This is a genomic window from Streptosporangium sp. NPDC050148, from assembly GCF_055586505.1.
Genome location: NZ_JBVJIA010000019.1, coordinates 19,970 through 44,026 on the forward strand (window position 1 = coordinate 19,970; position 24,057 = coordinate 44,026).

A 24,057-nucleotide genomic window follows, 5' to 3' on the forward strand; every position below is an offset into this window, starting at 1 on the left:
CCTTTCCTTTCTTTTGCTTTCTTTCCTTCCCGCCCCCCCCCCCCCCCCGTTGTTGCCCCCCCCCCCCCCCCCCCCCCCCCCCCCCGGCGCCGTCCGAGGGGAAGGGGCGGCGCCGTCCGGGGAGGTCCGGTGGGCCCCGGAGCACGGATCCCGGGGGTCTCGGGGGTCTCGGGGTGCGGGGGTCCTGGCGGGTGCCGGAACGCGGAACGGGGCCGGGGAGGCGGAAGCCGGCCGGGTGCCGTTCCCGGGAAGGAGAGGGCGGCACCCGGCGGGCGGCCGGGGGCGGGACGCCGGCGGTGGCCGGAACCCGACAGGGAGGACGGGGAGGAGAGGCTGCGGTCAGGGGTGGTCGGGGTCGTCGTGGCGTCCGGTCCTCAGGACGGCCCAGACGATCTTTCCGTACGGGGCCAGCGGTGCCCAGCCCCAGCGCAGGCTCAGCGACTCGACGATGTGCAGTCCGAGGCCGCCGATGTCGAGCGCGGAGGGCGTGCGCAGCGAGGGGAAGCCGGCCCCCGGGTCGTTGAGGGTGCAGGCGACCGTCGTGCCCCGGCGGAGCAGGGAGAGCCGGATCGGCTCCCTGGCGCGGGACTCGGCCAGCCGCAGCCCGTGTCGGAAGGCGTTGGTCGCCAGTTCGGAGACGACCAGCTCCATGTTCTCGCTCAGCTCACCCAGGCTCCAGCCGGTGAGGGTGCCCGTCGCGAAGTTTCGGGCGGAGTGGACGGACTCGGCGTGCGGGGGGAGTACGAAGGTGGCGCTGGCCATGACCACGGGAGATCCGGGAAGCAGATCGCGGGCGGAGTCGGGCCACCATCCGGCGGGGGGCCACCAGTCAAGGGTCGTCCAGGACGTGGAGGCTCGGGGGGGCGCGGTTTGGGCGGACTGCACAGCCGTAATCATGGTCCAAACTCCTGTGCAGGTGCAAGAGCGAATGCACGTGCATCAGGCCTGTGCAACCGCTACCGTTACCCATGATTGGGCAAATCCACACGAAAGGGGATCTTGGCCGCGGCCAGGGACTCTCAGGCCGCGAAGTGACACACTGGAGATCAGGAAAGCGAGCGAGGAGCACCACGTGTCCATGGATCCGCCCGGTACCGGTTCCACCGTTCGGCGCATCATGCTCGGCGCGAGCCTGCGCCGGCTGCGTGAGGAGAAGGGGCTCGCCCGTGAGGCGGCCGGATTTCACATCCGCGCCTCGGAGTCCAAGATCAGCCGTATGGAACTCGGCCGTGTCGGCTTCAAGACACGTGACGTGGAAGACCTGCTCACCCTGTACGGCGTACTCGACGACGCGGAACGGCGCGGCCTGCTGGAGATGGTCCGCGAGGCGAACACCCCCGGCTGGTGGCACAAGTACGGCGACCTGTTGCCGCACTGGTTCACCACCTACGTGGGGCTGGAGGAGGCCACGAACATGATCCGCACCTACGAGGTGCAGTTCGTTCCCGGCCTGCTGCAGACGTCGGCCTACGCGCGCACCGTGATGCGGCTGGGCTACCCGGACGTGCCGGAGGCGGAGATCGAGCGTCGTGTGCATATGCGCATGCAGCGGCAGGATCGCCTGACGAAGAAGGACGGCCCCCGGTTGTGGGCGGTCATCGACGAGGCGGCCCTGAGGCGTCCCATCGGAGGCAAGGAGATCATGCGTGAGCAGCTCCAGCACCTGCTGGAAGTGGCCACGCTTCCCAACATCACCCTCCAGGTGATGCCCTTCCGGTTCGGAATGCACGCGGCTGAGGGTGGTGCGTTCAGCATCTTGCGGTTTCCCGAGTCCGACCTGTCGGACGTCGTCTATGTCGAGCAGCTCTGGGGTGCCCTCTACCTGGACAAGCGTGAGGATGTCGATCCGTACCTCACGGCCATGGAGCAGTTGTGCGTGGAAAGCACCACGCCCGGGGGCACCGCCGAGATCCTCGGCGACCTTCTCAGAGAGATGTAAATGGAGCAGACCTACAACGGCATGCCCGCCACTGACCTTGCCGGGGCCAGCTGGCGCAAGAGCCGCTACAGCAACTCGACGGGCAACTGTGTCGAGCTGGCCGAACTGTCGGACGGCAGCATCGCGGTCCGCAACTCGCGTTTCCCGGAGGGGCCCGCCCTGATCTACACCCGGGACGAGATTCGTGCCCTGGTGCTCGGGGTGAAGGATGGGGAGTTCGACGGTCTCACGGTGTAACGCCGTTTTTACATCGGGGCGGCCCGGTTAACCGCGGCGCGCCGACGGTGTAACCGGGGGAGTGGGCCGGCACGGGAGAGTTCGAGCTCACAGTGATTGGGGGCTCGGACGTGCTCGACCAGATGACCTTGTATCCGGTGGCCGACGACGTGCTGATCGCGCCAGGCGGGCGCGTCGTGATCCGCACCTACGGCGTCGCCTCGGCCGCCACGGGAGAGGGTTCGCCCACTCCGGTGTCCTACCGCACATGGGTCACCGGAGTGCGCGACCAGCCGCGGTACTGGCGGTGGGGTCATTTCGAGGATGCCTGTCACGGCCACCGCAAGGTCCTGGAGTGGCTGACCGGCCGCGGCCCGCAGCCGGCCGCCGCCGCGGCCTGAGCCCGGCGCGGACCCCGGCGCGGACCCCGTCGCGGGAGAGAGCCCTCAGACGGGTGCCCTGCCGACCGGCGCCGTCTCCAGGGGCGCGTTCCACGCCAGGACGACCGGCTCGTCGTGCTCGAAGCCGAGCCGGGAGTAGGTCCCGGTGTCCAGCCGGAACAGGCGGCCGTCCTCGGGGGGCAGGCCGAGCCAGCGGGCGCACAGCACCCGCAGGTAGTGCCCGTGCGCGACCAGCACCACCTCGCCCTCGACGGCCCTGGCGCGGGCGATCACCCGGTCCGCGCGCGCGCCGACCTGCGCCGCGCTCTCACCGGGATGGTCCGCGTCACCGGGCACGACGCCGTCACGCCACAGGTACCAGCCCGGACGGCTCTCGCGGATCGTGGCGGTGGTGATGCCCTCGTAGCCGCCGTAGTCCCACTCCCACAGGTCGGGTTCGGTCTCGCAGGCGCCCAGCCCCGCCAGGCGGGCGGTCTCCCGGGCGCGCAGGGCCGGGCTGACCAGGGTCAGGTCGAACGTCCGGCCCTCCACCAGCGGGGCCAGCCCCCGCGCCTGCTCCTCGCCCTTGGCGGTGAGCGGCAGGTCGGTGCGCCCGGTGTGTCGGCCGTCCCGGCTCCACTCGGTCTCGCCGTGCCGCAGCAGCGTCATCTGTTTCATGACGACCATCATGGCCCCGGACGGGACCGGGAGGGCGGCGGGTGGGGGCCGTGCCTCACCCGTGGCCGTACTCGGGCACGGTGACCTCCTCCGGGGCGCCGGGGGCGGGCAGGTGGCAGACGAGGAGCCAGTAGACGCCGGCGATCATCCCTCCGCCGACCTGGGCCAGGACGATCTCGCAGAGCCACATCGCCGGAAGGGCGGCCGCGATCGGCCGGGGCACCCGCCCGGCCCGCCACAGCGACACCGCCGTCACGACGGCCCCGGCGAGCATGGCCAGGTTCGCCGGGGCGGCCACGTGACCGAACCACGGGGGTCCTCCCCGCGCAGGTTGGACGCGGTCGCGCCGAACGCCAGGAGGAGGTGACCGGCCGAGACGGCGACGGCTCCGGCGACGGCGGCACCGGTGCCGTGCCGGGCCAGCGCGAACAGGCCGGGGACGAGCAGGACCAGCGAGGCGGCGAACAGGCCGAGGATGAGGTGCTCCTCGCCGAGCACCCGGGGGTCGTCGTCGAAGGGCCGTACCGCCTGCATCGCTCCGACGGCGGCCATGGCCAGGCCGCCGGCCGTCGCCGACAGGGTCGCCGGGGTACGCCAAGTGGGCGCGGGTTCTTTCTGGGACATGGCGCGACGCTAGGGAGGATCGGGACCCGGCCGCGTCCACCGGGAGGCGTGACCGCCTACGACCCCGGGCCGACCCGCCTACCCCGCGGGGCTGACGTCCGGGCCGTCGCCGGGCGATACGGTCTGTGCGTGGACCCTCTCGCGCGACTGGCCCGGGTGCCTCGGCGCCCGCCCGGCCCGGACGTGGCGCTGGCCGCGGTGCTGGCCGTCTGGGGCGTCGCCGAGGTGCTGCCGCCCGGCCCGGACCCGTTCTGGATCGAGGCCGCGTTCGCCCTGACGGGGACGGTGCCGCTGGTGGCCCGGCGGTACGCGCCGCTGCCGGTGCTGGTGGTCATCGCGTCCGTGCTGCTGCTGTGGGGGGCCGTCGCCGAGGTGCCGCCGGCCACCGTCGCGCCCTTCCCCTCGCTCCTGGTGGCGGTCTTCTCCGTGGGGCTGCACGTGCCGTCCCTGCTCCTGGCGGCCGCGGCGTGGGCCGTCACGACCGGCAGCATGGCCACCGCCCTGGCCCTGCGGTACTACGGCGAGGACGAGCCGGACGTCGGGTCGGCCCTGATCATGGTGTTCTTCGTGACCGGCGCGTGGACGGCCGGGTGGCTGCTGCAGCGCAGGGAGGCCCAGGTGCGCGAGGCCGAGGAACGCACGCGCGAACGCGCCCGGGAGGCGGTCGCCGTCGAGCGGCTCAGGATCGCGCGCGAGCTGCACGACGTGGTCGCGCACTCCCTGTCCATCATCGCGCTGAACGCCGGGGCCGCGTACGAGGTCGGCGGGCTCGACCCGGAGCGGGCACGCGACCACATGGACGCGGTGGCGCGCACCGCCCGCGAGGCGCTGGTGGAGATGCGTCACGTGCTGGAGGCGCTGCGCAACGAGGAGGACGAGGCGCTGGCACCGCAGCCCACCCTGGACCGGCTGCCCGAGCTGGTGGAACAGGTCCGCTCCACCGGGCTGCCGGTGCGGCTGGTCGAGCGGGGCGACCGGAGGGCACTGCCCGCGGGGCTGGAGCTCACCGCCTACCGGATCGTCCAGGAGGCGCTCACCAACGTCCGCCGGCACGCCGGGGCGGCCGACACCGAGGTACGGGTGACCTACGGTGGCGCCGAACTCGGCCTGGAGGTGGTCAACGCCCCCGGGGCCGACCCGCCGCCGTCGCGGCCGTCCACCTCCGGGCACGGCCTGGTCGGCATGCGCGAGCGGGCCCGCCTGTACGGCGGGGTGCTGCACGCGGGGCCCGCCGAGGGCGGCGGGTACGGTGTGCGCCTCCGGCTGCCCGTGGAGCCGGGATGATCCGGGTCCTGATCGCCGACGACCACGCGCTGGCGCGGTCGGGACTGTCGGCCATGCTCGGGGTCCAGCCCGACATCGAGGTGGCCGGGACGGCCGGGGACGGTGCCGAGGCGGTGGCCCAGGCGCGGCTGCTGCGGCCGGACGTGGTGCTGATGGACGTCCGGATGCCCAGGATGGACGGCATCGAGGCCACGCGGCGCGTCCGTGCCGAACCGGGTGGCCCGGCGGTGCTGGTGCTGACCACCTTCGACCTCGACCAGTACGTGTACGAGGCGCTGCGCGCGGGCGCGGGCGGCTTCCTGCTCAAGGACGCCCCGCCCAGCCAGATCGCCGAGGCCGTCCGGACCGTCGCCGCCGGGCAGGCGCTGCTCGCCCCGGCGGTGACGCGGCGGCTGATCGAGCGTTTCCTGAGCGTGCCGCCCGGCGGGGGGACGGCCCTGGAGCGCCTCACCGCGCGCGAGCGGGAGGTGCTGGAGCACGTCGGGCGGGGCCGCTCGAACGCGGAGATCGCCGAGGTCCTGCACCTGTCCGAGGCCACGGTGAAGACGCACCTGTCCAGGGTGCTGACCAAGGCCGGGCTCCGCGACCGGGTGGCGGCGGTGGTCTTCGCGTACGAGCAGGGCCTGGTCCGGGCCGGCGAGACGGGATGAGACGGGGTGAGGCGGGGTGAGGCGCGGCGGGATGAGACGGGATGGGACGGGGCGCGGCGTGGTGGGGCGCGGCGGGGCCGGTGGCCGGCGGGGCGGGGAAGGAGCGGGGCGGGTCAGCGGCCGGCGAGTTCCTGGACGACCGGGGTGAAGGCGTCCAGGTCGCGCTCGTGGTGGAGCACGAAGTAGGACACGTCGTGGGCGTCGCGCCAGTGGCGGAGCGTGTCGGCGATGTCGTGACGGGTGCCGAGCAGCACCCGCGGGGTCTCGTCCCGGCGAAAGGAGCCCGCGGCGCTCCATGACCCCTCGCGCCTGCGGGCGCCGACCCGGTGGACGCCGGTGCCCAGCTCGATCCGGTCGTAGCGGTCCCCGGCCGCCCGTCGTACGACGTCGATCCCGGCCAGGAAGGCGGCACGCCCGCCGTCCGCGCCGTCGGTGCCGGTGCCGGTGCCGTCGGCGCGTACCCGCGTGCCGATGTCGACCACGTCGGCCTCGCGGGCGGCGAGCCCGAGCAGGCGCGGGTCGCCGCCGCCGAGCAGCAGCCGCGGGTGGGGGCGGCTCCACGGCCTGGGGCTCCGTTCCGGCCCGGTGATCCGGTAGTGCTCGCCGTGGAAGGTGAAGGGCCCCTCCGCCCACAGGCCCTTGAGCACGGCGACGGCCTCGGCCAGCCGGTCCACCCGGACCCCGGGCGGCTCGAACGCCAGCCCGGCGGAGGCGTAGTCGGCGGCCGTCCAGCCGGTGCCCAGGCCCAGTTCCAGGCGGCCCTCCGAGAGGAGGTCGACGGTGGCGGCCTGTTCGGCGAGCACCTCCGGACGGCGGAGGTCGTCGGCGAGGACCAGGGTGCCGACCCGCAGGCGCCCGGTGGCGCAGGCCGCCGCGGTCATGGCCGCGACCGGCGCGAAACGGGGGCCGACCAGATGATCGGGAACGAGCAGCACGTCGAAGCCCGAGTCCTCCAGGCGGCGGGCCTTCTCGGCCCAGTCCCTGGCCGAGACGGCCTCCCGGATCACGGCGGCGAACCGGAACGGACGGTCCATCGGACGCCCCCTTATTTCGGCCAAGCGCTTGATAAGCATAGGCGGGGGGTCGCGGGCCGGGAAGCCCGGCGCGTGATCTCCGGTCAGAAGGGCCCCGGCCAGGTCGGGGCCGCCGGGAACTTCGACGTCGGCGCGACGGAACGGCGCTTCCGCGACCCGAACGAGGAGGTGCTCGGCGGCGGGACCACGGCACACCGACCCGAGCACGCGATCAGGGCATGGGAGCGTGCGAAACTGGATCGGTGACGTTATCTGTGGGTCTGGTGGGCGCCGGGCCATGGGCCGAGATGGTGCACGCGCCGATGCTCGCGGCCGGTCCGAACACGCGTCTGGCGGGTGTCTGGGCCCGCCGTCCCGAGGCCGCGGCCAGGTTCGGGGCCCCGGTGTTCGAACGCATCGAGGAGCTCTTCGACAACTGCGAGGCGGTGGCGTTCTCCGTCCCGCCCGCGGTCCAGGCCGAGCTCGGCGTGCTCGCGGCCAGGGCGGGCAAGGCGCTGCTGCTGGAGAAACCGCTCGCCGCCGACCTGGCCGGGGCCCGCAGGCTGGCCGAGGCGGTCGCCGAGGCGGGCGTGCCCTCGCAGATGGTCCTCACCTGGCGCTACTCACCCGCCACCCGCGCGTTCCTGGCGAGGGTCTCGGCGCTCGAACCGTTCGGCGGGCGGGCGGCCAACGTCTCCGGGGCGATGCTCGGCGGGGACTTCGCCACGTCCTGGCGCCTGGAGCGCGGCGCGATCCTCGACGTGGGCCCGCACATGATCGACATGCTGGACGCGGCGCTCGGCAGGGTCGTCGGGGTCCGCGCGCACGGCAACCCGCTGGGCTGGGTCGGGCTGCTGCTGGAGCACGAGACCGGCGCGGTCAGCGAGGCGTCTCTGTGCATGAGCGTTCCGGGCGAGGTCCCGCCCTCCCAGGTGGAGATCTACGGCCGGCTGGGCCGCGAGTCCCTCGACGACACCCGGCTCGGCTCCGACGTCTTCTCGCTGATGCTCGCCGAGTTCGCGCTGACCGTACGGCGCGGCGGGCACCCCCTGGACGCCGCGCACGGCCTGCGCCTGCAGGAGATCATCGCCGCCGCCGAGGAGCAGCTCGGCTGAGACCCGGCCGGGACGCGGGAGGGCACGGTACCGGCACACCGGGACACCCGGCCATCCGAGGGGATTGATAGCGTTCGTCCGACGCGTAGCTGAGCGAAGTCCGGTGTGAGCCCGGCGCTGTCCCGCAACTGTCATGGCCCTTCCGGGGGTCGAGCCAGGTCGCCTCCGCCGCGTCGACGTCGTCGACCCTCGTGGAAAAGGGTGACCCGTCCTTCCCGGGTCTCTCGGTTCCGGCAACTGAAAGGACCTCGTGTGAGGCCCGTACGCAGCGCCCTCGCCGGTGCCCTGCTCGCCGCACTGACCCTGGCCGGGTGCGGCCAGAGCTCTCCCGCAGCCTCCCCGGCCGCGACCACCTCCACCTCCCCGGCCGCGACCGCCTCCGCCTCCGCGGCCTCCACCCCCTCGGCGGCGGGTTTCCCCGTCACCGTCCAGGCGGGCAACGGCGCCGTCGCCGTGGCGCGCAGGCCCGAGCGGATCGTCTCGCTCTCGCCCACCGCCACCGAGGGCCTGTTCGCCATCGGCGCGGGCCCGCAGGTGATCGCCGTGGACGACCAGTCCAACCACCCCGCCGACGCCCCCAAGAGCGACCTGTCGAGCTTCAAGCCGAACGTCGAGGCCATCGTCGCCAAGAAGCCCGACCTGGTGGTGATCTCCAACGACACCGACAGCCTGGTGGCCGCACTGGGCAAGGTCGGCGTCCCCGTACTGCTGGAGCCCGCCGCCACCGAGCTCGACGAGGCCTACGACCAGATCACCGACCTCGGCGCCGCCACCGGCAACGTGGACCGGGCCGCCGAGCTCGTCGCCGGGATGCGCAAGCAGCTCGACGAGATCGCCGCAGCCGCGCCCAAGGACACGAAGCTCACCTACTACCACGAGCTGGACGTCACCCCCTACGCGGCCACCTCCTCCACCTTCATCGGCCAGATCTACGGGCTGTTCGGCCTGACCAACATCGCCGACAAGGCCCCCGAGGCGGCCGGAGGCTACCCCAAGCTCTCGGCCGAGTTCGTGGCCCAGGCCGACCCCGACCTGATCTTCCTGGCCGACACCAAGTGCTGCGGCCAGTCCAAGGACACCCTCGCCAAGCGGCCGGGCTGGTCCAAGCTGTCGGCGATCGAGAACGACCGGGTCGTCCCGCTCGACGACGACGTCGCCTCCCGCTGGGGGCCGCGCGTCGTGGACCTGGCCAGGCAGGTCGGCGACGCCGTCCAGAAGGCCTCGGCCGGCCGGTGAGCCGCTAAGTGACCGATCTCTTCCCTTCCCCCGGGATCCACGGCGCGGACGCGGACCGTCAGGCCGGGGTGCGGGCGAGGCAGGCGGCCCGGCTGAGCCCGGCGGTCACGCTCGCCGCCGCCGGTCTGCTCCTGGCGAGCATGTTCGCCGGGCTGCTGGCCGGCGCGGCGGACATCGCGCCGCGCAGCGTGCTGCTCCAGCTTCTCGACTGGCTGCCGCTGGTCTCGGCCGACTCGGGACTCGCCCCGGTCGAGCTGGGCCTGCTGTCGGAGATCCGGCTGCCGCGGATCGTGCTCGCCGCGCTCGTCGGCGGCCTGCTGGCCATCGCCGGGGCCGGTTACCAGGGCGTCTTCCGCAACCCGCTGGCCGACCCCTACCTGCTCGGAGCAGCGGCGGGCGCCGGGCTGACGACCACCGCGGCGATCGTCTTCAGCCGGGGCGACGACATGGCCGTCGGCATCCCCCTGGCCGCCTTCGCCGGGGCCGTCGGCGGCGTGCTGCTCGCCTACGGGCTGGGCAGCGTGGCGGGCCGGGGCGGCGGCACCGCCACCCTGGTCCTCGCCGGGGTGGCGGTCACCTCCTTCCTCACCGCCGTCCAGACGTTCCTGCAGCAGCTGCGGGTCGAGGAGCTCCAGCGCATCTACGCCTGGATCCTCGGCGACCTCGGCGGCGGCTGGGGACAGATCACGCTGGTCGCCCCGTACGCCGCGATCTCGGTGGTGATCATGCTGCTGCACGGCAGGCTGCTCGACGTGCTCTCGGTCGGTGACGACGAGGCCGTCACCCTGGGCCTGAACGCCACCCGCGTCCGGTTCATCGTGCTGCTCGCGGCCTCCCTGGCCACCGCCGCGGCCGTGGCGGTCAGCGGGCTGATCGGCTTCGTCGGCATCGTGGTGCCGCACGCGGTCCGCCGCCTGACCGGGACGTCGTACCGGATCGTGCTGCCGATCTCGCTGATCGGCGGGGCCGCCTTCCTGGTCCTGGCCGACCTGCTCGCCCGGACCGTGCTCGCCCCGGCCGAGCTGCCCATCGGCGTGGTGACCGCCTTCGTCGGCGCGCCGTTCTTCGTGGCCGTGCTGAGGATGACCCGGAGGATGGAGACGTGACACCTTCCGCGCCGCACCGGACGCCTCGTCGGACGCCTTGTCGGACGCCTTGTCGGACGCCTTGTCGGACTACGTGCCGGACGACGCACCGGACGTCGCTTCGGACGACGTGCCGGGCGGGGACGCGATGAGCCGCCTGACGGTACGGGGCCTGGCGGTCGTGCTGGACGGGCGGCCCGTGCTCTCCGAGGTCGGCCTCGACGTCCGCGACGGCGGCTGGCTGGCCGTCATCGGGGCCAACGGAGCGGGCAAGTCCACGCTGCTGCGCGCCCTGGCCGGGGTGCTGCCGTACGGCGGCGACGTGCTCATCGACGACGCCCCCGTCCGCAGCCTGCGGCACAGGGACCGCGCCCGGCTGCTCGCCTACGCCCCGCAGACCCCGGCGCTGCCGGTCGACATGACCGTGTTCGACTACGCCCTGCTCGGCCGCACCCCGTACATCCCCTACCTGGGACGCGAGGGGCGGCGCGACCGGGAGGTGACCGCGTCGGTGCTGGAGCGGCTGGACCTGTCGGGGCTGGCCTCCCGCCCGCTCGGCCGGCTGTCCGGTGGCGAGCGCCAGCGCGTCGTGCTCGCCAGGGCGCTGGCCCAGCAGGCCCCGGTGCTGCTGCTCGACGAGCCCACCACGGCCCTGGACCTGGGACACCAGCAGCAGGTGCTGGAGCTGGTGGACCGCCTGCGGCTGGCCGACGGGCTGACCGTCGTCACGACCCTGCACGACCTGAGCCTCGCCGGCCAGTACGCTGACGCGATGATGCTGCTCTCGGCCGGCCGGGTGGCCGCCTCCGGTGCTCCCGCCGAGGTGCTGACCGAGGAGCTGATCGCCGAGCACTTCGAGGCCCGCGTCCGCGTCGGGACCGGCACGGCCGGCAGGCCCGAGGTCCACCTGGAGCGCCCGTGAGAGCCACGCCGATCCTGGGTCACCTGGAGCCGCCCGTGAAAGCCGCGATTCTGGGCCACCTGGAGCGCCCGTGAGAGCGGCGCCGCTCCTGAGCCACCGCCACGAGGACGGCGCCCGGCTGGCCTGCCTGCTGTGGGAGTTCGGCCCCGGGTGGCGGGCGATCTCCTCGGCCGTGCTCGGTGGCGGCATCGGTCCGGCCGCCTGGGCGCTCAACGCGCAGGTCATCGCCGGGTACGCCCGGATGGACCCGGTGGAGCACCTGCTGGAGCTGGCCCCGGCCGGACCCGGCGTCGGCATGCTCACCGCGGCGTCGGTCGACCGGTTCACCCGGGCGGCCGACGGGGGAGTGGAGGCCGTGGCGACCGTCGGCCTGCGCGTCCCCACCTGGGCCGCCGCCCCCGAGGGCGTGCCCGACCCCGAACTGGCCCCGATGCTCCTGCACGAGCCCGCGCCGACCCCGATGCTCCTTCCCGGCCCCGGCCCCGGCCCCGGCCCCGGCCCTGGCCCCGGCCCGGTCCCGGTACGCCTGCCGGGCACGGTCAACATCATCGTGGCCGTACCGGTCGCGATGAGCGACGCGGCCCTGGTCAACGCGGTCATGACGGTGACCGAGGCCAAGACCCAGGCGCTGCTGGAGGCCGGTTTCTCCGGCACCGGCACCGCCTCCGACGCCGTCTGCGTGGCCGTCCCCGAGCACCGCCCCGGGGACGGCTCGCAGGAACCGTTCGGCGGCCCGCGCTCGACCTGGGGCGCCCGCATCGCCCGGGCCGTCCACACCGCCGTCCGCGAAGGCGCCCACCTGTGGTCGAACGGGTCCGCCTCCCGGTGAACGCGGTCTTTCGGCTTCCGGGTCGCGGCCCCCTAGACGCGGGGCCGTCCTGTCGCCCGGCTCGCCGCCGTACCCGACGACCGGACCGCTCCGCGTCGCCGTACCGTCCGGGGTGATCGTGGTATCGAGCCGCACCTATAGCTGGATATATGCATTTATGTCTCTTTTGTCTGCTATTGGAGAAATGTAAATCAACGTCCTATGAGGGAGCCGGAAGGCCCGGCGCGACCGGGCTTTCGACCGGATTCCGGTATCCGTCCGTTGTCGCCCACGGGGCCCACGAGGATTAGACTTTGCGTAACCGCCCGCGATGGGGCGCGGGTTGGTGAAAGGCCGTGAACAGGATGGTGAAGGCCGTAAAGGGATGACCGTCCCGTGACTCCCGGCGGGCCGGGGCGAGAACGACGACAGGCAACCCGCCTCCGGGCGGTCCACATGTTCATCCCGATTGACGACCCTTGTTTCATGCCCGGTAGGGAGCGGAGATGCGGCGGTCAGGTTCGGCGCTGGCGATGGTCGGAGGGCTCTGTCTGGCGATCGCCGGGACGGCCCCCGCGCTGGCCCACGAGCATCCCAGCGGGATCACCGACCTGGTGACCCCGGCGGTGGTCCGGATCGAGGCCACCGCGAACGTCGACATCACGCTGCTCGACCACATCGGCGAGCTGGTTCACGTGGAGCGTTCCTACAAGGTGCCCATCGGCAGCGGCACCGGCACCGTGGTCAACCCCGAGGGCGGCATCGTCACGCTCACCCGGGTGGTCACGACCGATCGTGACGTGCGCATCCACGCCGCCAACAAGATCTTCGCCGAGCACCACAAGGTCAAGATCCCCGCGGACTTCGAGCGGCACAGGCTCAAGGACGACAGGCTCGACCACCACCTGCAGGAGTGCTACCCGCCCAAGCGGTCCACCGCCACCTGCATCGTCGACGTCACCACCGAGATCACGGTCTTCCCCAACATCTCCCCGGCCGACGAGAAGGGCTTCAAGGCCGAGATCGTCCGCGCCGGTGACACGCCCGACAGCCCCGCGGTGCTCTCGCCCGTCGGGCGCGCCGACGGCAGCGCGGGCCTGCCCACCGCCCCGCTCGCCGCCACGGTGCCCTCCAAGGAGGGCTCACCGGTGGCGGTCGCCGGGTTCACCGGACGGCCCGCCGCGAACCTGCCCGAGACCGTCGACATCGCCCACCTGCGGGCGGGCGGCGCCGGTGAGGGCGGCCGGCAGTTCAAGGACCCGGAGAACAAGGTCGACGAGCCCAGGAAACTGGGCGCCCTCATCGACAAGGGGCTGCTCGGCGGCCCGGTCATCGAGGACAAGAAGGGCGAGGTCGTCGGCCTGCTCGTCGGCGGCGGCACCGAGGCCCGCATGATCGGCATCCGGGAGGTCACCAAGGCCCTGGCCGAGGCGAACGTCACCCCCGGGCGCGGGCCCATCGACGCCGCCTTCGAGCAGGCGCTGACCCGCTTCCACACCCACTACTACGGCGACGCCGTCCCCGCCTTCCAGCGGGTGCTGGACCTCTACCCCGGCCACACCGTGGCCGCCGCCCACCTGAAGACCTCCCAGGCCAAGCGCGGCACCGCCGAGGACCAGGCGACCCGCACGGCGGCCACCTCCACCGACACGCCCCGGGGCGCACCCCTGTGGCCGTTCGTCGCCGGTGGCGGCCTGCTGGTGCTGGCCGTGCTGACCACCGCCTTCCTGCTCTGGCGCCGCAGACCCGCCGACACCGGGCCCGACACCGGGCCCGCGACCGGGCCCGGCACGGCCGCCGACACCCGTCCTCCCCTGCTCGATCCGCCGTCCGTCCCGCCCCGGCAGGTCCTCGACGACCAGGCCGACTCCACCAGGGTGGTCAGCCGCTCCTTCCCGGCCCTGCCCAAACTCTCCTCGACCGCTCCCGGGCCGGTGCTGGTGGCGCGCGACCCCGGCGCCCAGACCGGTCCCGACGTCAAACCGGCCGACGCCACGGTGCAGCAGAAGTACTGCACCGGCTGCGGGATGCGACTGGGCCCGGCCCACAGCTTCTGCGGCTACTGCGGCCAGCCGACCAAGACGTGACGCCGGTGAACGACAGGGCGCTGATCGGCCGGGAAGTGGCCGGCTACCAGATCGAGGACATCATCGGCAAGGGCGGCATGGCCGTGGTCTACCTCGCCATCGACCCCAGGCTCAACCGCCGGGTGGCGCTGAAGATCCTCAACCCGCTGCTCGGCGAGGACGAGAGGTTCCGCCAGCGCTTCGTGCTGGAGTCGCGCACGGTCGCCAGCATCGACCACCCCAACATCATCCCGGTCTACGAGGCCGACAGCGCCGACGACGGCACCCTCTACATCGCCATGCGCTACGTCGACGGCCCCGACCTGCGCAAGCTCTTCTACGACCGCGGGCCGATGCCGGTCGGCCAGGTCAACCGGATCTTCGCCCAGGTGGCCGCCGCGCTCGACACCGCGCACGCCCACGACCTGGTGCACCGCGACGTCAAGCCCGCCAACATCCTGATCGCCGCGCACACCGAGGGCGACCACGCCTACCTCACCGACTTCGGCATCACCAAGCACCGCACCTCGATCTCCGGGCTGACCCAGACCAACCAGTTCATCGGCACCCCCCGCTACATGTCGCCCGAGCAGATCAACAAGGAGCACATCGACGGCCGCTGCGACCAGTACGGACTGGCCTGCGTGGTCTACGAGGCCCTGTCCGGACGGCTGCCCTTCCAGCGTGACAACGAGATCGCCCTGCTGTGGGCGCACCTCGCCGAGACCCCCACGCCGCTCACCACGCTCCGCCCCGAGCTGCCGCCCCAGGTGGACGAGGTCATGACGCGGGCCCTGGCCAAGTCCCCCGAGCAGCGCTACGAGACCTGCGGCCGGTTCGTCGCGGAGCTGCGTGACGCGATCAGCGGCGCCGACCAGCCGTACCGGCTCACCCAGGCGCCTCCCGCGCCGGCGCCGACCGCTCCGGGACGCGGCCCCGGCACCGGAGCCTCCGGCCGCAAGGGCATCCTGATCGGCGCGAGCGTGGCGATCACCGCGATCGTCGTGCTGGTGGCGCTGCTCGCGTCGTTCCTGCGCGGCGGCGACGCCTGGGCGGAGTACCGGGGCTCGTCCGCGGTGCCGGTGGCGTTCCAGCATCCCGACGACTGGACCCTGGAGCCGCACGCGGACGTGTTCGTGATGGCCTCACCCCGGGCCGACCGGTTCCGGGCGCTGTTCGCCACGCCCGTCACCGCGGACTGGGCCGCCGCGAACGAGATCATCAAGGCCGCCCCCCAGGAGGCCACCGGCCTGTACGCGCAGACGCTCGACACCCTCGACCCGCGCAGCGGCGCCGAGCGGCTGCAGGAGACCCTGCAGTCCTCGCTCCCGGGCACCGTCAGCGTCTTCTCCCAGGTCGTCCAGGTGAGCGTGGGCGGCAAGACGGCCTCACGGCTGCAGGGGACGATCGCCGACCCGCAGCGCGGAGGCCGGCTCGACTTCACCGGCTGGGTGGTCGACCGGCCGGACGAGGCGGCACTGCTGATCTATTTCTGCGCGTCCGGCACCTGTGACGACGCGACCGCCAACCGGTTCGTGCGCAGCGTCTCCTTCCCGGCCTTCTGAGGCCGCCCGGCGCGTTTCTCCCCGGCCTTCCGGGCTCGTCCGGCGTGTCCCTTTCCTGGCATTTCGAGAGGGCGACTTGCGTCCTACTTGTGATCGGCTTGTCCGGGTGTTTTGTCCTATGGGCAAGACGGCCACCAGGCTTTAGTCTCCCCGCATGGGGTTCTCCCCTCCCGTCCGGCGCCCGCGCACGGCCGTACGGGTCGTTGACCGCGCGTCCCGGGAACGAGGTGCCCAGTCGTCGGCCAAGGAGAAGAAGTGAACATCCGCGTCGTCATCGCCGACGACCAGGCGATGGTCCGCGCCGGTCTGAAGCTGGTCGTGGAGAGCGAGCCCGGCCTGGAGGTGGTCGGTGAGGCCCCCGACGGGATCGAGGCGCTCGCCGTGGCCCGCAGGACCAGGCCGGACATCGTGCTGATGGACATCTCGATGCCCCGCATGGACGGCCTCACCGCGGCCAGGGAACTGCTGGGCCAGCAGGACCCGCCCAAGGTGGTCATGCTGACCACCTTCGACACCGACGAGAACCTCTACGCCGCGCTGCGCGCCGGGACCAGCGGGTTCCTGCTCAAGGTGTCGCCGCCCGAGCAACTGGTGGAGGCGATCCGCGTGGTCGTCGCGGGCGACGCCCTGCTGGACCCGGCCGTCACCACCCGCGTCATCGCCTCCTTCGCCGGCCGGCACGACCCCGCGCCCCCGCCGCAGCTCGCCGAGCTCACCCCGCGCGAGCTGGAGGTGCTGCGCTCGCTGGCCCGCGGCCTGACCAACGCCGAGATCGCCGCCGAACTCTTCGTCGGCGAGGCCACGGTCAAGACCCACGTGGCGCGGGTGCTGATGAAGCTCCACCTGCGCGACCGGGCTCAGGCGGTGGTGTTCGCGTACGAGTCGGGCGTGGTCCGGCCGGGCAGCTCGGTCGGGTCGGTCGGGTAGGTGGCGCGCCGGGGACGACGCACCGGGACCGGAGGTGTCCGGGGAGCCGGATGGGGTCGGTGAACACGGGGCCCTCCCTGTCTGCGCGGGGCCGCGAGGGCCTGCCACCCAGGACGGTAGGGGAGGTCCCCGCGCCGGGTCGTCCGCCGCGGGACTGATCCGGGGTCCCTCTGGCGGGGTAAGAAGATCTCACTGCGGCCCGGGTGAAGGTGTGAGATGCGCGCCTCATAGGGTCTGGAGCCACGAGTGCGTGAACCGACGACCGGAAAGACGAGTGATGTTGCACGAAAGACTGGACTCGATCTACGACAGCGTCCTGCGCCGCAACCCCGGTGAGATCGAGTTCCACCAAGCCGTCCGCGAGGTGCTGGAGAGCATCGGGCCGGTCCTCGGCAAGCACCCCGAGTACGCCGAATCCAAGATCATCGAGCGGATCTGCGAGCCGGAACGGCAGATCATCTTCCGGGTGCCCTGGGAGGACGACCAGGGCGAGGTGCACATCAACCGTGGCTTCAGGGTCGAGTTCAACAGCGCGCTCGGGCCCTACAAGGGCGGGCTGCGCTTCCACCCCTCGGTCTACCTGGGCATCGTCAAGTTCCTCGGCTTCGAGCAGATATTCAAGAACAGCCTGACCGGCCTGCCGATCGGCGGGGGCAAGGGCGGCTCGGACTTCGACCCCAAGGGCCGCTCCCAGCGTGAGGTGATGCGCTTCTGCCAGAGCTTCATGACCGAGCTCTACCGGCACATCGGCGAGTACACCGACGTCCCCGCCGGGGACATCGGTGTCGGCCAGCGCGAGGTCGGCTACCTGTTCGGTCAGTACAAGCGCATCACCAACCGGTACGAGTCCGGCGTGATCACCGGCAAGGGGATCGGCTACGGCGGTGCCCAGGTCCGCACCGAGGCGACCGGGTACGGCTGCGCGTTCTTCGTCGACGAGATGCTGAAGGCGCGCGGCACCTCCTTCGAGGGCAAGCGCGTCGTCGTCTCCGGCTCGGGCAACGTCGCCGTCTACGCGATCGAGAAGGTGCAGCAGCTCGGCGGCACCGTGATCGCCTGCTCCGACTCCTCGGGGTACGTCGTCGACGAGAAGGGCGTCGACCTCGACCTGCTCAAGCAGGTCAAGCAGGTCGAGCGCCTCCGGATGGACGCCTACGCCAGGCGTCGCGGCGGCAACGTGTCCTTCGTGGAGGGGCGGAGCGTGTGGGAGGTGCCGTGCGAGGTGGCGATGCCGTCGGCCACCCAGAACGAGATCACCGGCAGGGACGCCGAGTCCCTGGTGCGCGGCGGGTGCGTCGCGATCGGTGAGGGCGCCAACATGCCCACCACGCCTGAGGGCGTACGGATCTTCCAGGAGGCGGGTGTCGCCTTCGGCCCCGGCAAGGCCGCCAACGCGGGCGGCGTGGCCACCAGCGCGCTGGAGATGCAGCAGAACGCCAGCCGCGACTCGTGGACCTTCGAGTTCTCCGAGGGGCGCCTTCACGAGATCATGAAGGAAATCCACGGTCGCTGCCTGCGCACCGCCGACGAGTACGGCATGCCGGGCAACTACGTGGCCGGTGCCAACATCGCCGGCTTCAAGGACGTCGCCGACGCGATGCTCTCCCTCGGCCTGATCTGAACCGCCCGCCGATGACCGTCGAAGGCGACGGTCATCGGCACGCTCCCCTCCCGCGCCGGTCGCCGTGCCGCTCCGGGAGAGCGCCGCCTACCCGGGGAAGAGCCACTCCGTCGCGACGAGGCACTTGGCGACGTAGAGGTCCCGGCCCGTCTCGATCCCGTACGCCAGGTCCTCGAACACGCGGCACCTGCCGTAGAAGACGGCGCGCTCGTGCAGCGAGGTGCCCAAGGGGCCGTAGGCCCGCAGGGCGGCCTCCAGCGCGCCGGGGCCGAGGTCGCGGTACAGCAGGCCGAAGTCGTAGGCCGGATCGACGAGCGCGGCGTCGCTCCAGTCGATGACGCCGGTCACCGATCCGTCGCCGGAGTCGACGAGGACGTGCTCGATGCCCAGGTCGTTGTGGGAGAGGACCGGCCGGTACCCGCCGTCCGGGGGAGGGGCGTCCAGGAACGCCCGTACCGCGTCGTGGCAGGCGGCCGGGATCTCCCCGGCGACCGCAGGGTAGATCTCCGCGGCCTCCTCCAGCCACTCCGACGGCGCCGTGCCGTCCGCCTCCACCAGGCCGTCCACCCGCTCGGCCGGGACGGCGTGCAGGGCACCCAGCAGCCCGCCGAGCGCGGTGGCCACGGGCCCGGCGTACGTCGCCCGCTGCGGGGCGGGCAGGCCGAGCATCGGCACGCCCGCGAGCGTGGGGTAGGCCATGCAGCCCTGCTCGGGCATCGTGAACCGCGGCTCGGGAACGGGCAGCGGGGAGACGGCCGCGACCACGGCCAGGAGCCGGGCCTCGCGCTCCACCAGCGCGGCCCGGCGCGCCGGATCGGGCTCGCGGGCGAAGCGCACGATCAGCTCCCCGTTGACCTCGTACGCGGTGTTGTCCTGGCCCTGGCCCAGGGGGGTGACGGTGCCGACCCGGTAGCCGGGCAGCCGCGCGGCCACGGCCTCCCGGATCCGTGCCTCACCGGCCTCTCCCGCGCCGGGCGGCGTCTCGTGGGTCCCGGCCTCGCGGGCCTGCGCGGGACGGTCGTGGTCTGCGATCCGGCTCTCCTCCATCCCGCGACCCTACCGACCGCGGGCCGGAAGCCGGCCGGCCGCGGCGCGCAGGGCGTCCGACGCCTCGCCCGGCCCGCCGGTGAGCGGGTCCCCGTGGCCGAAGCAGACCGTGTCCGCGTCCAGGGCTGCGAGCCTGCGGAAGGTCTCGACGGCGCGGGGACGGTCGAGGTTGAACACGCCCAGGATCGGGGTGCCGTCCATGCTCGCGACGGCGTCGCCGGTGAACAGGACGCGACGGCCCGGCAGGTACACGGCGACGCTGCCGTCGGTGTGGCCGTCCGCGAGGACCACCCGCGCACCGCCGCCGAAGTCGATCACGTCCCCGTCCTCCAGCTCGCGGTCCACCCGCGAGGGCGGCGCCGGGGGCGGCTTCGCCATGTTCTCGTACAGGTCGCGCTCCCAGTCCGGGGCGTCGGTGAAGACGGGCGGCGGCCCGGGGACCTCCCCGCGGACGATCGGGGCCTCGAGACGGTGCGCCATCACCGTGACGTCCCCCCAGCCGGAGACCTCGGCGGCCGAGCCGGTGTGGTCCTCGTGGAAGTGGGTCAGCACCACGGTGCGGAGCTCACCGGGATCGCGGCCCAGGCTCCGGACCGCCTCGGCGATCGCGGGCCCGGAGCCGGCCACGCCGGTGTCGATCAACGTCAGCGCCCCGGGGTCGGCCCACAGGTAGGCGTGGCCGACCTCGAAGCGCAGCTGGTGAAGCTCGGGCAGCAGACGGACGATCTCCATGCCGCGAGCGTAGGGGCGGCCGGGCGAGAGCGGCCACGCCGTTCACGCAGGGCGGAGCGCGACGGGCGGGACCGGCGCCGCATCTGGACGGTTGCCTGGACGTCGGCCTGGAGTCCTCGGTGATGACCAACGCCTTTCCCGTGCACCGGCCGGGTCTCGGGCCCGGAGCCGCGTCGAAGGCCCCGGCCGCCTACGTGCGCGCCACCGACCTCGCCGTCGAGCGGCTGGAGCAGGACTACCTCCGCGTCGCCGACGAGGGCTCCCGCCGGTGCTACGACTACGCCTCGCCCGCCTTCGGCTTCGCGTGCCGCCTGGCCTACGACGAGTCCGGCCTCGTGCTCGACTATCCCGGAATCGCCGTACGCGAGCTGTGAAAGGCCGGTGAGCGAAGCGGCGGAGCTCAGGTCCTCGGCCACCGGCGCGTACGTCCGGGTCGGGTCCGACGGGTACCAAAGCGACCGCGTCGGCTGTGAACGCGGCCGAGGAAGCCTTCGTGACCATGCAGAACTCCCTGGTCTCCGGATCTCCATGATCCGGCGCCCAGGGTGCCCGCACGTCGGGGTGAGGGTCCCTGAACACCGTTTCCTGAAATGGGGTCTTGTGCCGTCAGAAGAAGAACGTTTTAATCCCCCCTAACGCAGAGAGCTGACAACAGCCAGGAGAACATGTGATCGTCTACGGCGGCGCCCGGAACCCCGAGCGATGGCCGGAACGAGCCTGGATCACGCCCGTCGTACCGAAGACCGTCGGCCTGACGCTCCGCCCGCACCGGGAGACGGACCGGTTCGGCTGCGGTGCCGAGGTGGACGCGGTGGCCGCCGACAGGATCACCTTTCGCACACCTGCGACCCGCGCAGGAGCCACGGCTTCCACCTCGTCGCCCAGGGGCCGGACCCGCCGCCCGGCGGGAAGGTCGGCTTTCGCCGGACGGCTCCGCCGATCGGCGAGTACGCCGATCCGAAGGTGACCTCGCCATGATGCGCCTCTACCCGGCCTTCGACGAGGTGTGGTGGGCCATCCGCCTCAACGCGCTGTGGCTGCTGTTCACCCTGGCCGGCGGCGTCGTGCTGGGCATCGGCCCGGCGACGGTGGCCGCCTACACCCTCGCCCGCAGACACGCGATGGGCGAGGGTTTCCCGCCCCTGCGCGCGTTCGCCACCGCCTACCGGCGGGAGTTCGCGCGGGGCTCGCTACTGGTACTTCCGATTCTCCTGGCGGCGGCCGTACTGTCCACCACGACCCTGTACGGCGCGGCCTCCCTGGTCGCCCTGCTGCTCCTGGCGATGATCGCGGCGTACCTGCTCCCCATGTACGTCCATTTCGACCTGCGGCCACGCGACTATCTCCCCAAGGCGTCGCTGTTCGCGCTCGCCCGGCCCGCGTCCTCGATCGTGCTGCTGTTCGCCCTGGTGGTGACGGCCTACGCGGTGTCACTCCTGCCCCTCCTGCTTCCCACGCTCGCCGTGGGCGGCTGGATCCAGCTGAACACCTGGCTGGCCTTGCGCTTCTTCGCCGAGAACGAGGCGCTCCTGCTCGCGAAAGGCAACTGATGAACACCACCCCCCGCCGACTGCTGGCCGGCGTGTTTGCGCTAACAACTCTGCTCGGCACGGCCGCGTGCGGCAGCGAGAACGAAGGGGGCCAGGCCGCGCCCGACGGGCTGAACCTCATGGTCAAGCTCTTCGGCACCGCACCGGACCCCAACGGCGAGATGCACAAGGCCGTGGAGAAGCTCGCCGGCAAGAAGCTCAACATCACCTGGGTGCCGAACGCGGACTACCCCTCGAAGACCAATGTCACCCTGGCCTCGGACAAGCTGCCCGACCTCCTGGTCGTCAACCCCAAGGACGCCGCGTTCGCCAAGGCGGCCGAGGCCGGGGCCTTCTGGGATCTCACGGACAAGATCAAGAAATACCCGAACCTGCCCCAGGACCCCCGGATCCTGGCCAACGCCTCCACCAACGGCAAGAACTACGGCGTCTACCGGATCCGTCCGCTGCTTCGCTCGGCGATCCTGCTGCGCAAGGACTGGCTGGACAAGCTGGGCCTGAAGGAGCCGGAGACCACCGACGACCTCTACGAGATCGCCAAGGCCTTCACCGAGAAGGACCCCGACGGCAACGGCAAGAAGGACACCTACGGCCTGATCCTGCCGAAGTGGCCGGCTCCCACCTTCAGCGCCTCCAGCCCGTACAACGCGATCGACGTCTGGTTCGGCGCCCCGAACGGCCACGCGGTGCGCGACGGAAAGCTGGTGCCGGAGTTCGACGCTCCCGAGTTCTGGGAGGCGCAGAAGTACATCAAGAGGTTCATCGACGAGGGCCTGACCAACCCCGACTGGGCCACGCTCGACACCGTCAAGTGGAACGACCCGTTCGTCCAGGGCAAGGGCGGCATCATCATCGACGTCAACGTCCGCGCCGACGAGCTGTTCCAGCTGTTCAAGCAGGCGGACACAAGCGACTACCAGACCAAGGTCGCGATGGCGGGCAACCTCAAGCGCCCCGACGGCCAGAAGTTCTCGCTGCCCTTCACCGGCTACAACGACGTCGTCGCCATCTCCAAGCAGACCGTCAGGACCGAGGCGCAGCTCGACGAGGTGCTCGCGATGATGGACAAGCTGGCCTCCAAGGAAGGCGCGACCCTCCTGAACAACGGCATCGAGGGAAAGAACTTCAAGGTCGACGGCGAGTACGCGGTCAAGATCAACGACCAGGACCCCGCCGTCCAGACCATCAACAACGACGTCGAGAAGGCATTCATCCAGCTCGGCACCAGCGCCAGCGTCGGCTTCTCGAGCGACAAGGCGTACGCGTGGAAGCGCGCCACCCCCGAGGAGCAGGCCATCGAGGAGGAGAAGAAGACCCTGTCCGAACTCGACCTGCGGACGGCGCAGCACGACCCGACCCTGCCCTACATCTCCAAGACCGCGGTGGACAAGGGCGCCACGCTGAACCCGATCCCCACCGACGCGCGGATCAAGTTCCTCGCGGGTGAGCTCACCGAGGAGCAGTTCAAGGCCGAGATCAAGCGCTGGTACGACAGCGGCGGCACCCAGATCATGGCCGAGCTCCTGGAACTGATCAACAAGGGCTGACGCCCTGACACGCCGTGTTCCGCGAGGGACCCGCACCGGGTCCCTCGCGGGGCACGCGAGAAAGGAGGCCGCCATGGCCACCGACCTGGCACCGGTGCCCGCCAAGGTGGCCACCGACGAGCCCGCAGGGCCACGCGGCAGGTTGTTCTCACGCCTGTCCGTGTTCGGGCGCCACCGCTGGCTCTTCCTGATGCTGCTGCCCGGCCTGGCCTACTTCGCCGTCTTCAGGTACTGGCCGATGTACGGCCTGTCCATCGCGTTCAAGGACTTCGTGCCGTTCCTCGGCGTCGAAGGCAGCGAATGGGTGGGGCTCAAGCACTTCGAGGATCTGTTCACCGGGCCCGACTTCGGCCGCCTGATGAGCAACACGATGATCATCGCGCTGCTGATGATCCTGATCGCCTTCCCGGCGCCGATCATCGTCGCGCTCCTGCTCAACGAACTGCGGGTGCGCTGGCTCAAACGCGCGGTCCAGTCGCTCATCTACATTCCGCACTTCCTGGCCTGGACCATCGTCGCGTCGCTGACGTACCTGCTCTTCTCCGTCGACTACGGCGTGATCGCCGAATGGATCCATTCGGTCACGGGCGGGCAGAAGGTCGACTACGTCGCCCAGGAGGCGTGGTTCCGGCCGATCATCATGCTGCAGACGGTCTGGAAGACCACCGGCTGGGGCACGATCATCTACCTGGCCGCGCTGGCCGGGGTCAACCCCGACCTGTACGAGGCCGCCCGCATGGACGGCGCCGGGCGCTGGAGCCAGTTCTGGCACATCACCCTGCCCGCCATCCGGCCCACCATCGTCATCATGGCCATCCTCACCTCCGGAAACCTGCTCGACCAGAGCTTCGAACAGTTCTGGCTGCTGCGGAACTCGCTCAACGCGGACGTCGCCGACGTCTTCGACACCTTCGTCTACTACGTCGGCATCACACAGGGCGGCTACAGCTACGCCACCGCGGTCGGCCTGTTCAAGGGCGTCGCCGGACTGGTGCTCATCTTCGGCTGCAACTGGCTGGCCAAGCGCCTCGGCCAGCGGGGCCTGTTCTGAA

Annotated in this window: 26 protein-coding genes; 19 read left to right on the forward strand and 7 right to left on the reverse strand. The window is 72.0% G+C overall.

Annotation, left to right across the window (positions count from 1 at the left end; translation table 11 throughout):
• Nucleotides 1–339: 339 nt before the first annotated feature.
• Nucleotides 340–885 (reverse strand): ATP-binding protein, encoded by a 546-nt coding sequence (locus ACZ6RT_RS21795; RefSeq protein WP_399193606.1) that lies wholly within the window; start codon nucleotides 883–885, stop codon nucleotides 340–342.
• A gap of 193 nt (nucleotides 886–1,078) precedes the next feature.
• Between ACZ6RT_RS21795 and ACZ6RT_RS21800 the strand changes: the two genes are divergently transcribed.
• From ACZ6RT_RS21800 to ACZ6RT_RS21810, 3 genes are all read left to right on the forward strand, one after another.
• Nucleotides 1,079–1,939 (forward strand): helix-turn-helix domain-containing protein, encoded by an 861-nt coding sequence (locus ACZ6RT_RS21800; protein ID WP_470155800.1) that lies wholly within the window; start codon nucleotides 1,079–1,081, stop codon nucleotides 1,937–1,939.
• The gene (locus tag ACZ6RT_RS21805) at nucleotides 1,940–2,176 is read left to right on the forward strand and encodes a DUF397 domain-containing protein (RefSeq protein ID WP_030921376.1); all 237 of its coding nucleotides are present in this window, start codon (nucleotides 1,940–1,942) and stop codon (nucleotides 2,174–2,176) included.
• A 110-nt stretch (nucleotides 2,177–2,286) separates the two neighbouring features.
• Entirely contained in the window at nucleotides 2,287–2,556 is a 270-nt protein-coding gene (locus tag ACZ6RT_RS21810) for a hypothetical protein (RefSeq protein ID WP_470155664.1), read from the forward strand.
• A gap of 45 nt (nucleotides 2,557–2,601) precedes the next feature.
• Here ACZ6RT_RS21810 and ACZ6RT_RS21815 read toward each other — a convergent pair whose 3' ends face one another.
• The 3 genes from ACZ6RT_RS21815 to ACZ6RT_RS21825 are packed head-to-tail and all read right to left on the reverse strand — an operon-like array spanning nucleotide 2,602 to nucleotide 3,837.
• The gene (locus ACZ6RT_RS21815; RefSeq protein ID WP_470155666.1) at nucleotides 2,602–3,213 is read right to left on the reverse strand and encodes a histidine phosphatase family protein; all 612 of its coding nucleotides are present in this window, start codon (nucleotides 3,211–3,213) and stop codon (nucleotides 2,602–2,604) included.
• Nucleotides 3,214–3,268: 55 nt separating this feature from the next.
• Nucleotides 3,269–3,511 (reverse strand): hypothetical protein, encoded by a 243-nt coding sequence (locus ACZ6RT_RS21820; protein ID WP_470155668.1) that lies wholly within the window; start codon nucleotides 3,509–3,511, stop codon nucleotides 3,269–3,271.
• Nucleotides 3,466–3,837: a hypothetical protein gene (locus tag ACZ6RT_RS21825; protein ID WP_470155670.1), complete on the reverse strand. Its 372-nt coding sequence runs from the start codon at nucleotides 3,835–3,837 to the stop codon at nucleotides 3,466–3,468. The genes ACZ6RT_RS21820 and ACZ6RT_RS21825 overlap by 46 nt, the downstream gene beginning before the upstream one ends.
• A gap of 129 nt (nucleotides 3,838–3,966) precedes the next feature.
• Here ACZ6RT_RS21825 and ACZ6RT_RS21830 point away from each other — a divergent pair, with 129 nt between their 5' ends.
• Nucleotides 3,967–5,121, forward strand: coding sequence for a sensor histidine kinase (locus ACZ6RT_RS21830; protein WP_470155671.1), 1,155 nt, complete (start codon nucleotides 3,967–3,969; stop codon nucleotides 5,119–5,121).
• Entirely contained in the window at nucleotides 5,118–5,771 is a 654-nt protein-coding gene (locus ACZ6RT_RS21835) for a response regulator (protein ID WP_470155672.1), read from the forward strand. Before ACZ6RT_RS21830 ends, ACZ6RT_RS21835 begins: the two co-directional genes overlap by 4 nt.
• A gap of 113 nt (nucleotides 5,772–5,884) precedes the next feature.
• Here ACZ6RT_RS21835 and ACZ6RT_RS21840 read toward each other — a convergent pair whose 3' ends face one another.
• The gene (locus ACZ6RT_RS21840) at nucleotides 5,885–6,805 is read right to left on the reverse strand and encodes a TIGR03621 family F420-dependent LLM class oxidoreductase (protein WP_470155674.1); all 921 of its coding nucleotides are present in this window, start codon (nucleotides 6,803–6,805) and stop codon (nucleotides 5,885–5,887) included.
• A 72-nt stretch (nucleotides 6,806–6,877) separates the two neighbouring features.
• Here ACZ6RT_RS21840 and ACZ6RT_RS21845 point away from each other — a divergent pair, with 72 nt between their 5' ends.
• The 10 genes from ACZ6RT_RS21845 to gdhA all read left to right on the forward strand — a co-directional run bounded on the left by ACZ6RT_RS21845 (nucleotide 6,878) and on the right by gdhA (nucleotide 18,129).
• A complete protein-coding gene (locus ACZ6RT_RS21845; RefSeq protein ID WP_470155676.1) occupies nucleotides 6,878–7,051 on the forward strand; it encodes a hypothetical protein in 174 nt (57 codons plus the stop codon).
• Nucleotides 7,048–7,899, forward strand: a complete 852-nt coding sequence (locus tag ACZ6RT_RS21850) for a Gfo/Idh/MocA family protein (protein WP_399193592.1) — start codon at nucleotides 7,048–7,050, stop codon at nucleotides 7,897–7,899. The genes ACZ6RT_RS21845 and ACZ6RT_RS21850 overlap by 4 nt, the downstream gene beginning before the upstream one ends.
• A gap of 252 nt (nucleotides 7,900–8,151) precedes the next feature.
• Complete coding sequence (locus ACZ6RT_RS21855) at nucleotides 8,152–9,135, forward strand: ABC transporter substrate-binding protein (protein WP_470155678.1); 984 nt, start codon at nucleotides 8,152–8,154, stop codon at nucleotides 9,133–9,135.
• 92 nt (nucleotides 9,136–9,227) lie between these two features.
• Nucleotides 9,228–10,241: a FecCD family ABC transporter permease gene (locus tag ACZ6RT_RS21860; protein ID WP_470155802.1), complete on the forward strand. Its 1,014-nt coding sequence runs from the start codon at nucleotides 9,228–9,230 to the stop codon at nucleotides 10,239–10,241.
• A gap of 127 nt (nucleotides 10,242–10,368) precedes the next feature.
• Nucleotides 10,369–11,142 carry an ABC transporter ATP-binding protein gene (locus ACZ6RT_RS21865; protein WP_470155680.1) on the forward strand — a complete coding sequence of 258 codons (774 nt, stop codon included), beginning with the start codon at nucleotides 10,369–10,371 and terminating at the stop codon, nucleotides 11,140–11,142.
• Between the two features lie 70 nt (nucleotides 11,143–11,212).
• Entirely contained in the window at nucleotides 11,213–11,971 is a 759-nt protein-coding gene (locus ACZ6RT_RS21870; protein WP_470155682.1) for an adenosylcobinamide amidohydrolase, read from the forward strand.
• Between the two features lie 485 nt (nucleotides 11,972–12,456).
• On the forward strand, nucleotides 12,457–14,037 hold the full coding sequence (locus tag ACZ6RT_RS21875; RefSeq protein ID WP_470155684.1) for a hypothetical protein: 1,581 nt from the start codon (nucleotides 12,457–12,459) through the stop codon (nucleotides 14,035–14,037).
• A 5-nt stretch (nucleotides 14,038–14,042) separates the two neighbouring features.
• Nucleotides 14,043–15,581, forward strand: a complete 1,539-nt coding sequence (locus ACZ6RT_RS21880) for a serine/threonine-protein kinase (RefSeq protein ID WP_470155686.1) — start codon at nucleotides 14,043–14,045, stop codon at nucleotides 15,579–15,581.
• Between the two features lie 255 nt (nucleotides 15,582–15,836).
• Nucleotides 15,837–16,508, forward strand: a complete 672-nt coding sequence (locus ACZ6RT_RS21885; protein WP_470155687.1) for a response regulator — start codon at nucleotides 15,837–15,839, stop codon at nucleotides 16,506–16,508.
• A 277-nt stretch (nucleotides 16,509–16,785) separates the two neighbouring features.
• Nucleotides 16,786–18,129: an NADP-specific glutamate dehydrogenase gene (gene gdhA / locus ACZ6RT_RS21890; RefSeq protein ID WP_399193578.1), complete on the forward strand. Its 1,344-nt coding sequence runs from the start codon at nucleotides 16,786–16,788 to the stop codon at nucleotides 18,127–18,129.
• A gap of 87 nt (nucleotides 18,130–18,216) precedes the next feature.
• Here the strand turns inward: gdhA and ACZ6RT_RS21895 are convergent, their stop codons facing one another.
• Together ACZ6RT_RS21895 and ACZ6RT_RS21900 are read right to left on the reverse strand one after the other, a co-directional pair.
• Nucleotides 18,217–19,176 carry a phosphotransferase family protein gene (locus ACZ6RT_RS21895; RefSeq protein ID WP_470155689.1) on the reverse strand — a complete coding sequence of 320 codons (960 nt, stop codon included), beginning with the start codon at nucleotides 19,174–19,176 and terminating at the stop codon, nucleotides 18,217–18,219.
• A gap of 9 nt (nucleotides 19,177–19,185) precedes the next feature.
• Nucleotides 19,186–19,908 (reverse strand): MBL fold metallo-hydrolase, encoded by a 723-nt coding sequence (locus ACZ6RT_RS21900; RefSeq protein WP_470155690.1) that lies wholly within the window; start codon nucleotides 19,906–19,908, stop codon nucleotides 19,186–19,188.
• An 83-nt stretch (nucleotides 19,909–19,991) separates the two neighbouring features.
• Here ACZ6RT_RS21900 and ACZ6RT_RS21905 point away from each other — a divergent pair, with 83 nt between their 5' ends.
• From ACZ6RT_RS21905 to ACZ6RT_RS21920, 4 genes are all read left to right on the forward strand, one after another.
• Entirely contained in the window at nucleotides 19,992–20,282 is a 291-nt protein-coding gene (locus ACZ6RT_RS21905; protein ID WP_470155804.1) for a putative glycolipid-binding domain-containing protein, read from the forward strand.
• Nucleotides 20,283–20,882: 600 nt separating this feature from the next.
• Complete coding sequence (locus tag ACZ6RT_RS21910) at nucleotides 20,883–21,458, forward strand: YesL family protein (protein WP_399193572.1); 576 nt, start codon at nucleotides 20,883–20,885, stop codon at nucleotides 21,456–21,458.
• A complete protein-coding gene (locus tag ACZ6RT_RS21915) occupies nucleotides 21,458–23,005 on the forward strand; it encodes an extracellular solute-binding protein (protein ID WP_470155692.1) in 1,548 nt (515 codons plus the stop codon). Before ACZ6RT_RS21910 ends, ACZ6RT_RS21915 begins: the two co-directional genes overlap by 1 nt.
• Before the next feature lie 73 nt (nucleotides 23,006–23,078).
• Complete coding sequence (locus tag ACZ6RT_RS21920) at nucleotides 23,079–24,056, forward strand: ABC transporter permease (RefSeq protein ID WP_470155694.1); 978 nt, start codon at nucleotides 23,079–23,081, stop codon at nucleotides 24,054–24,056.
• Nucleotide 24,057 lies beyond the last annotated feature (1 nt).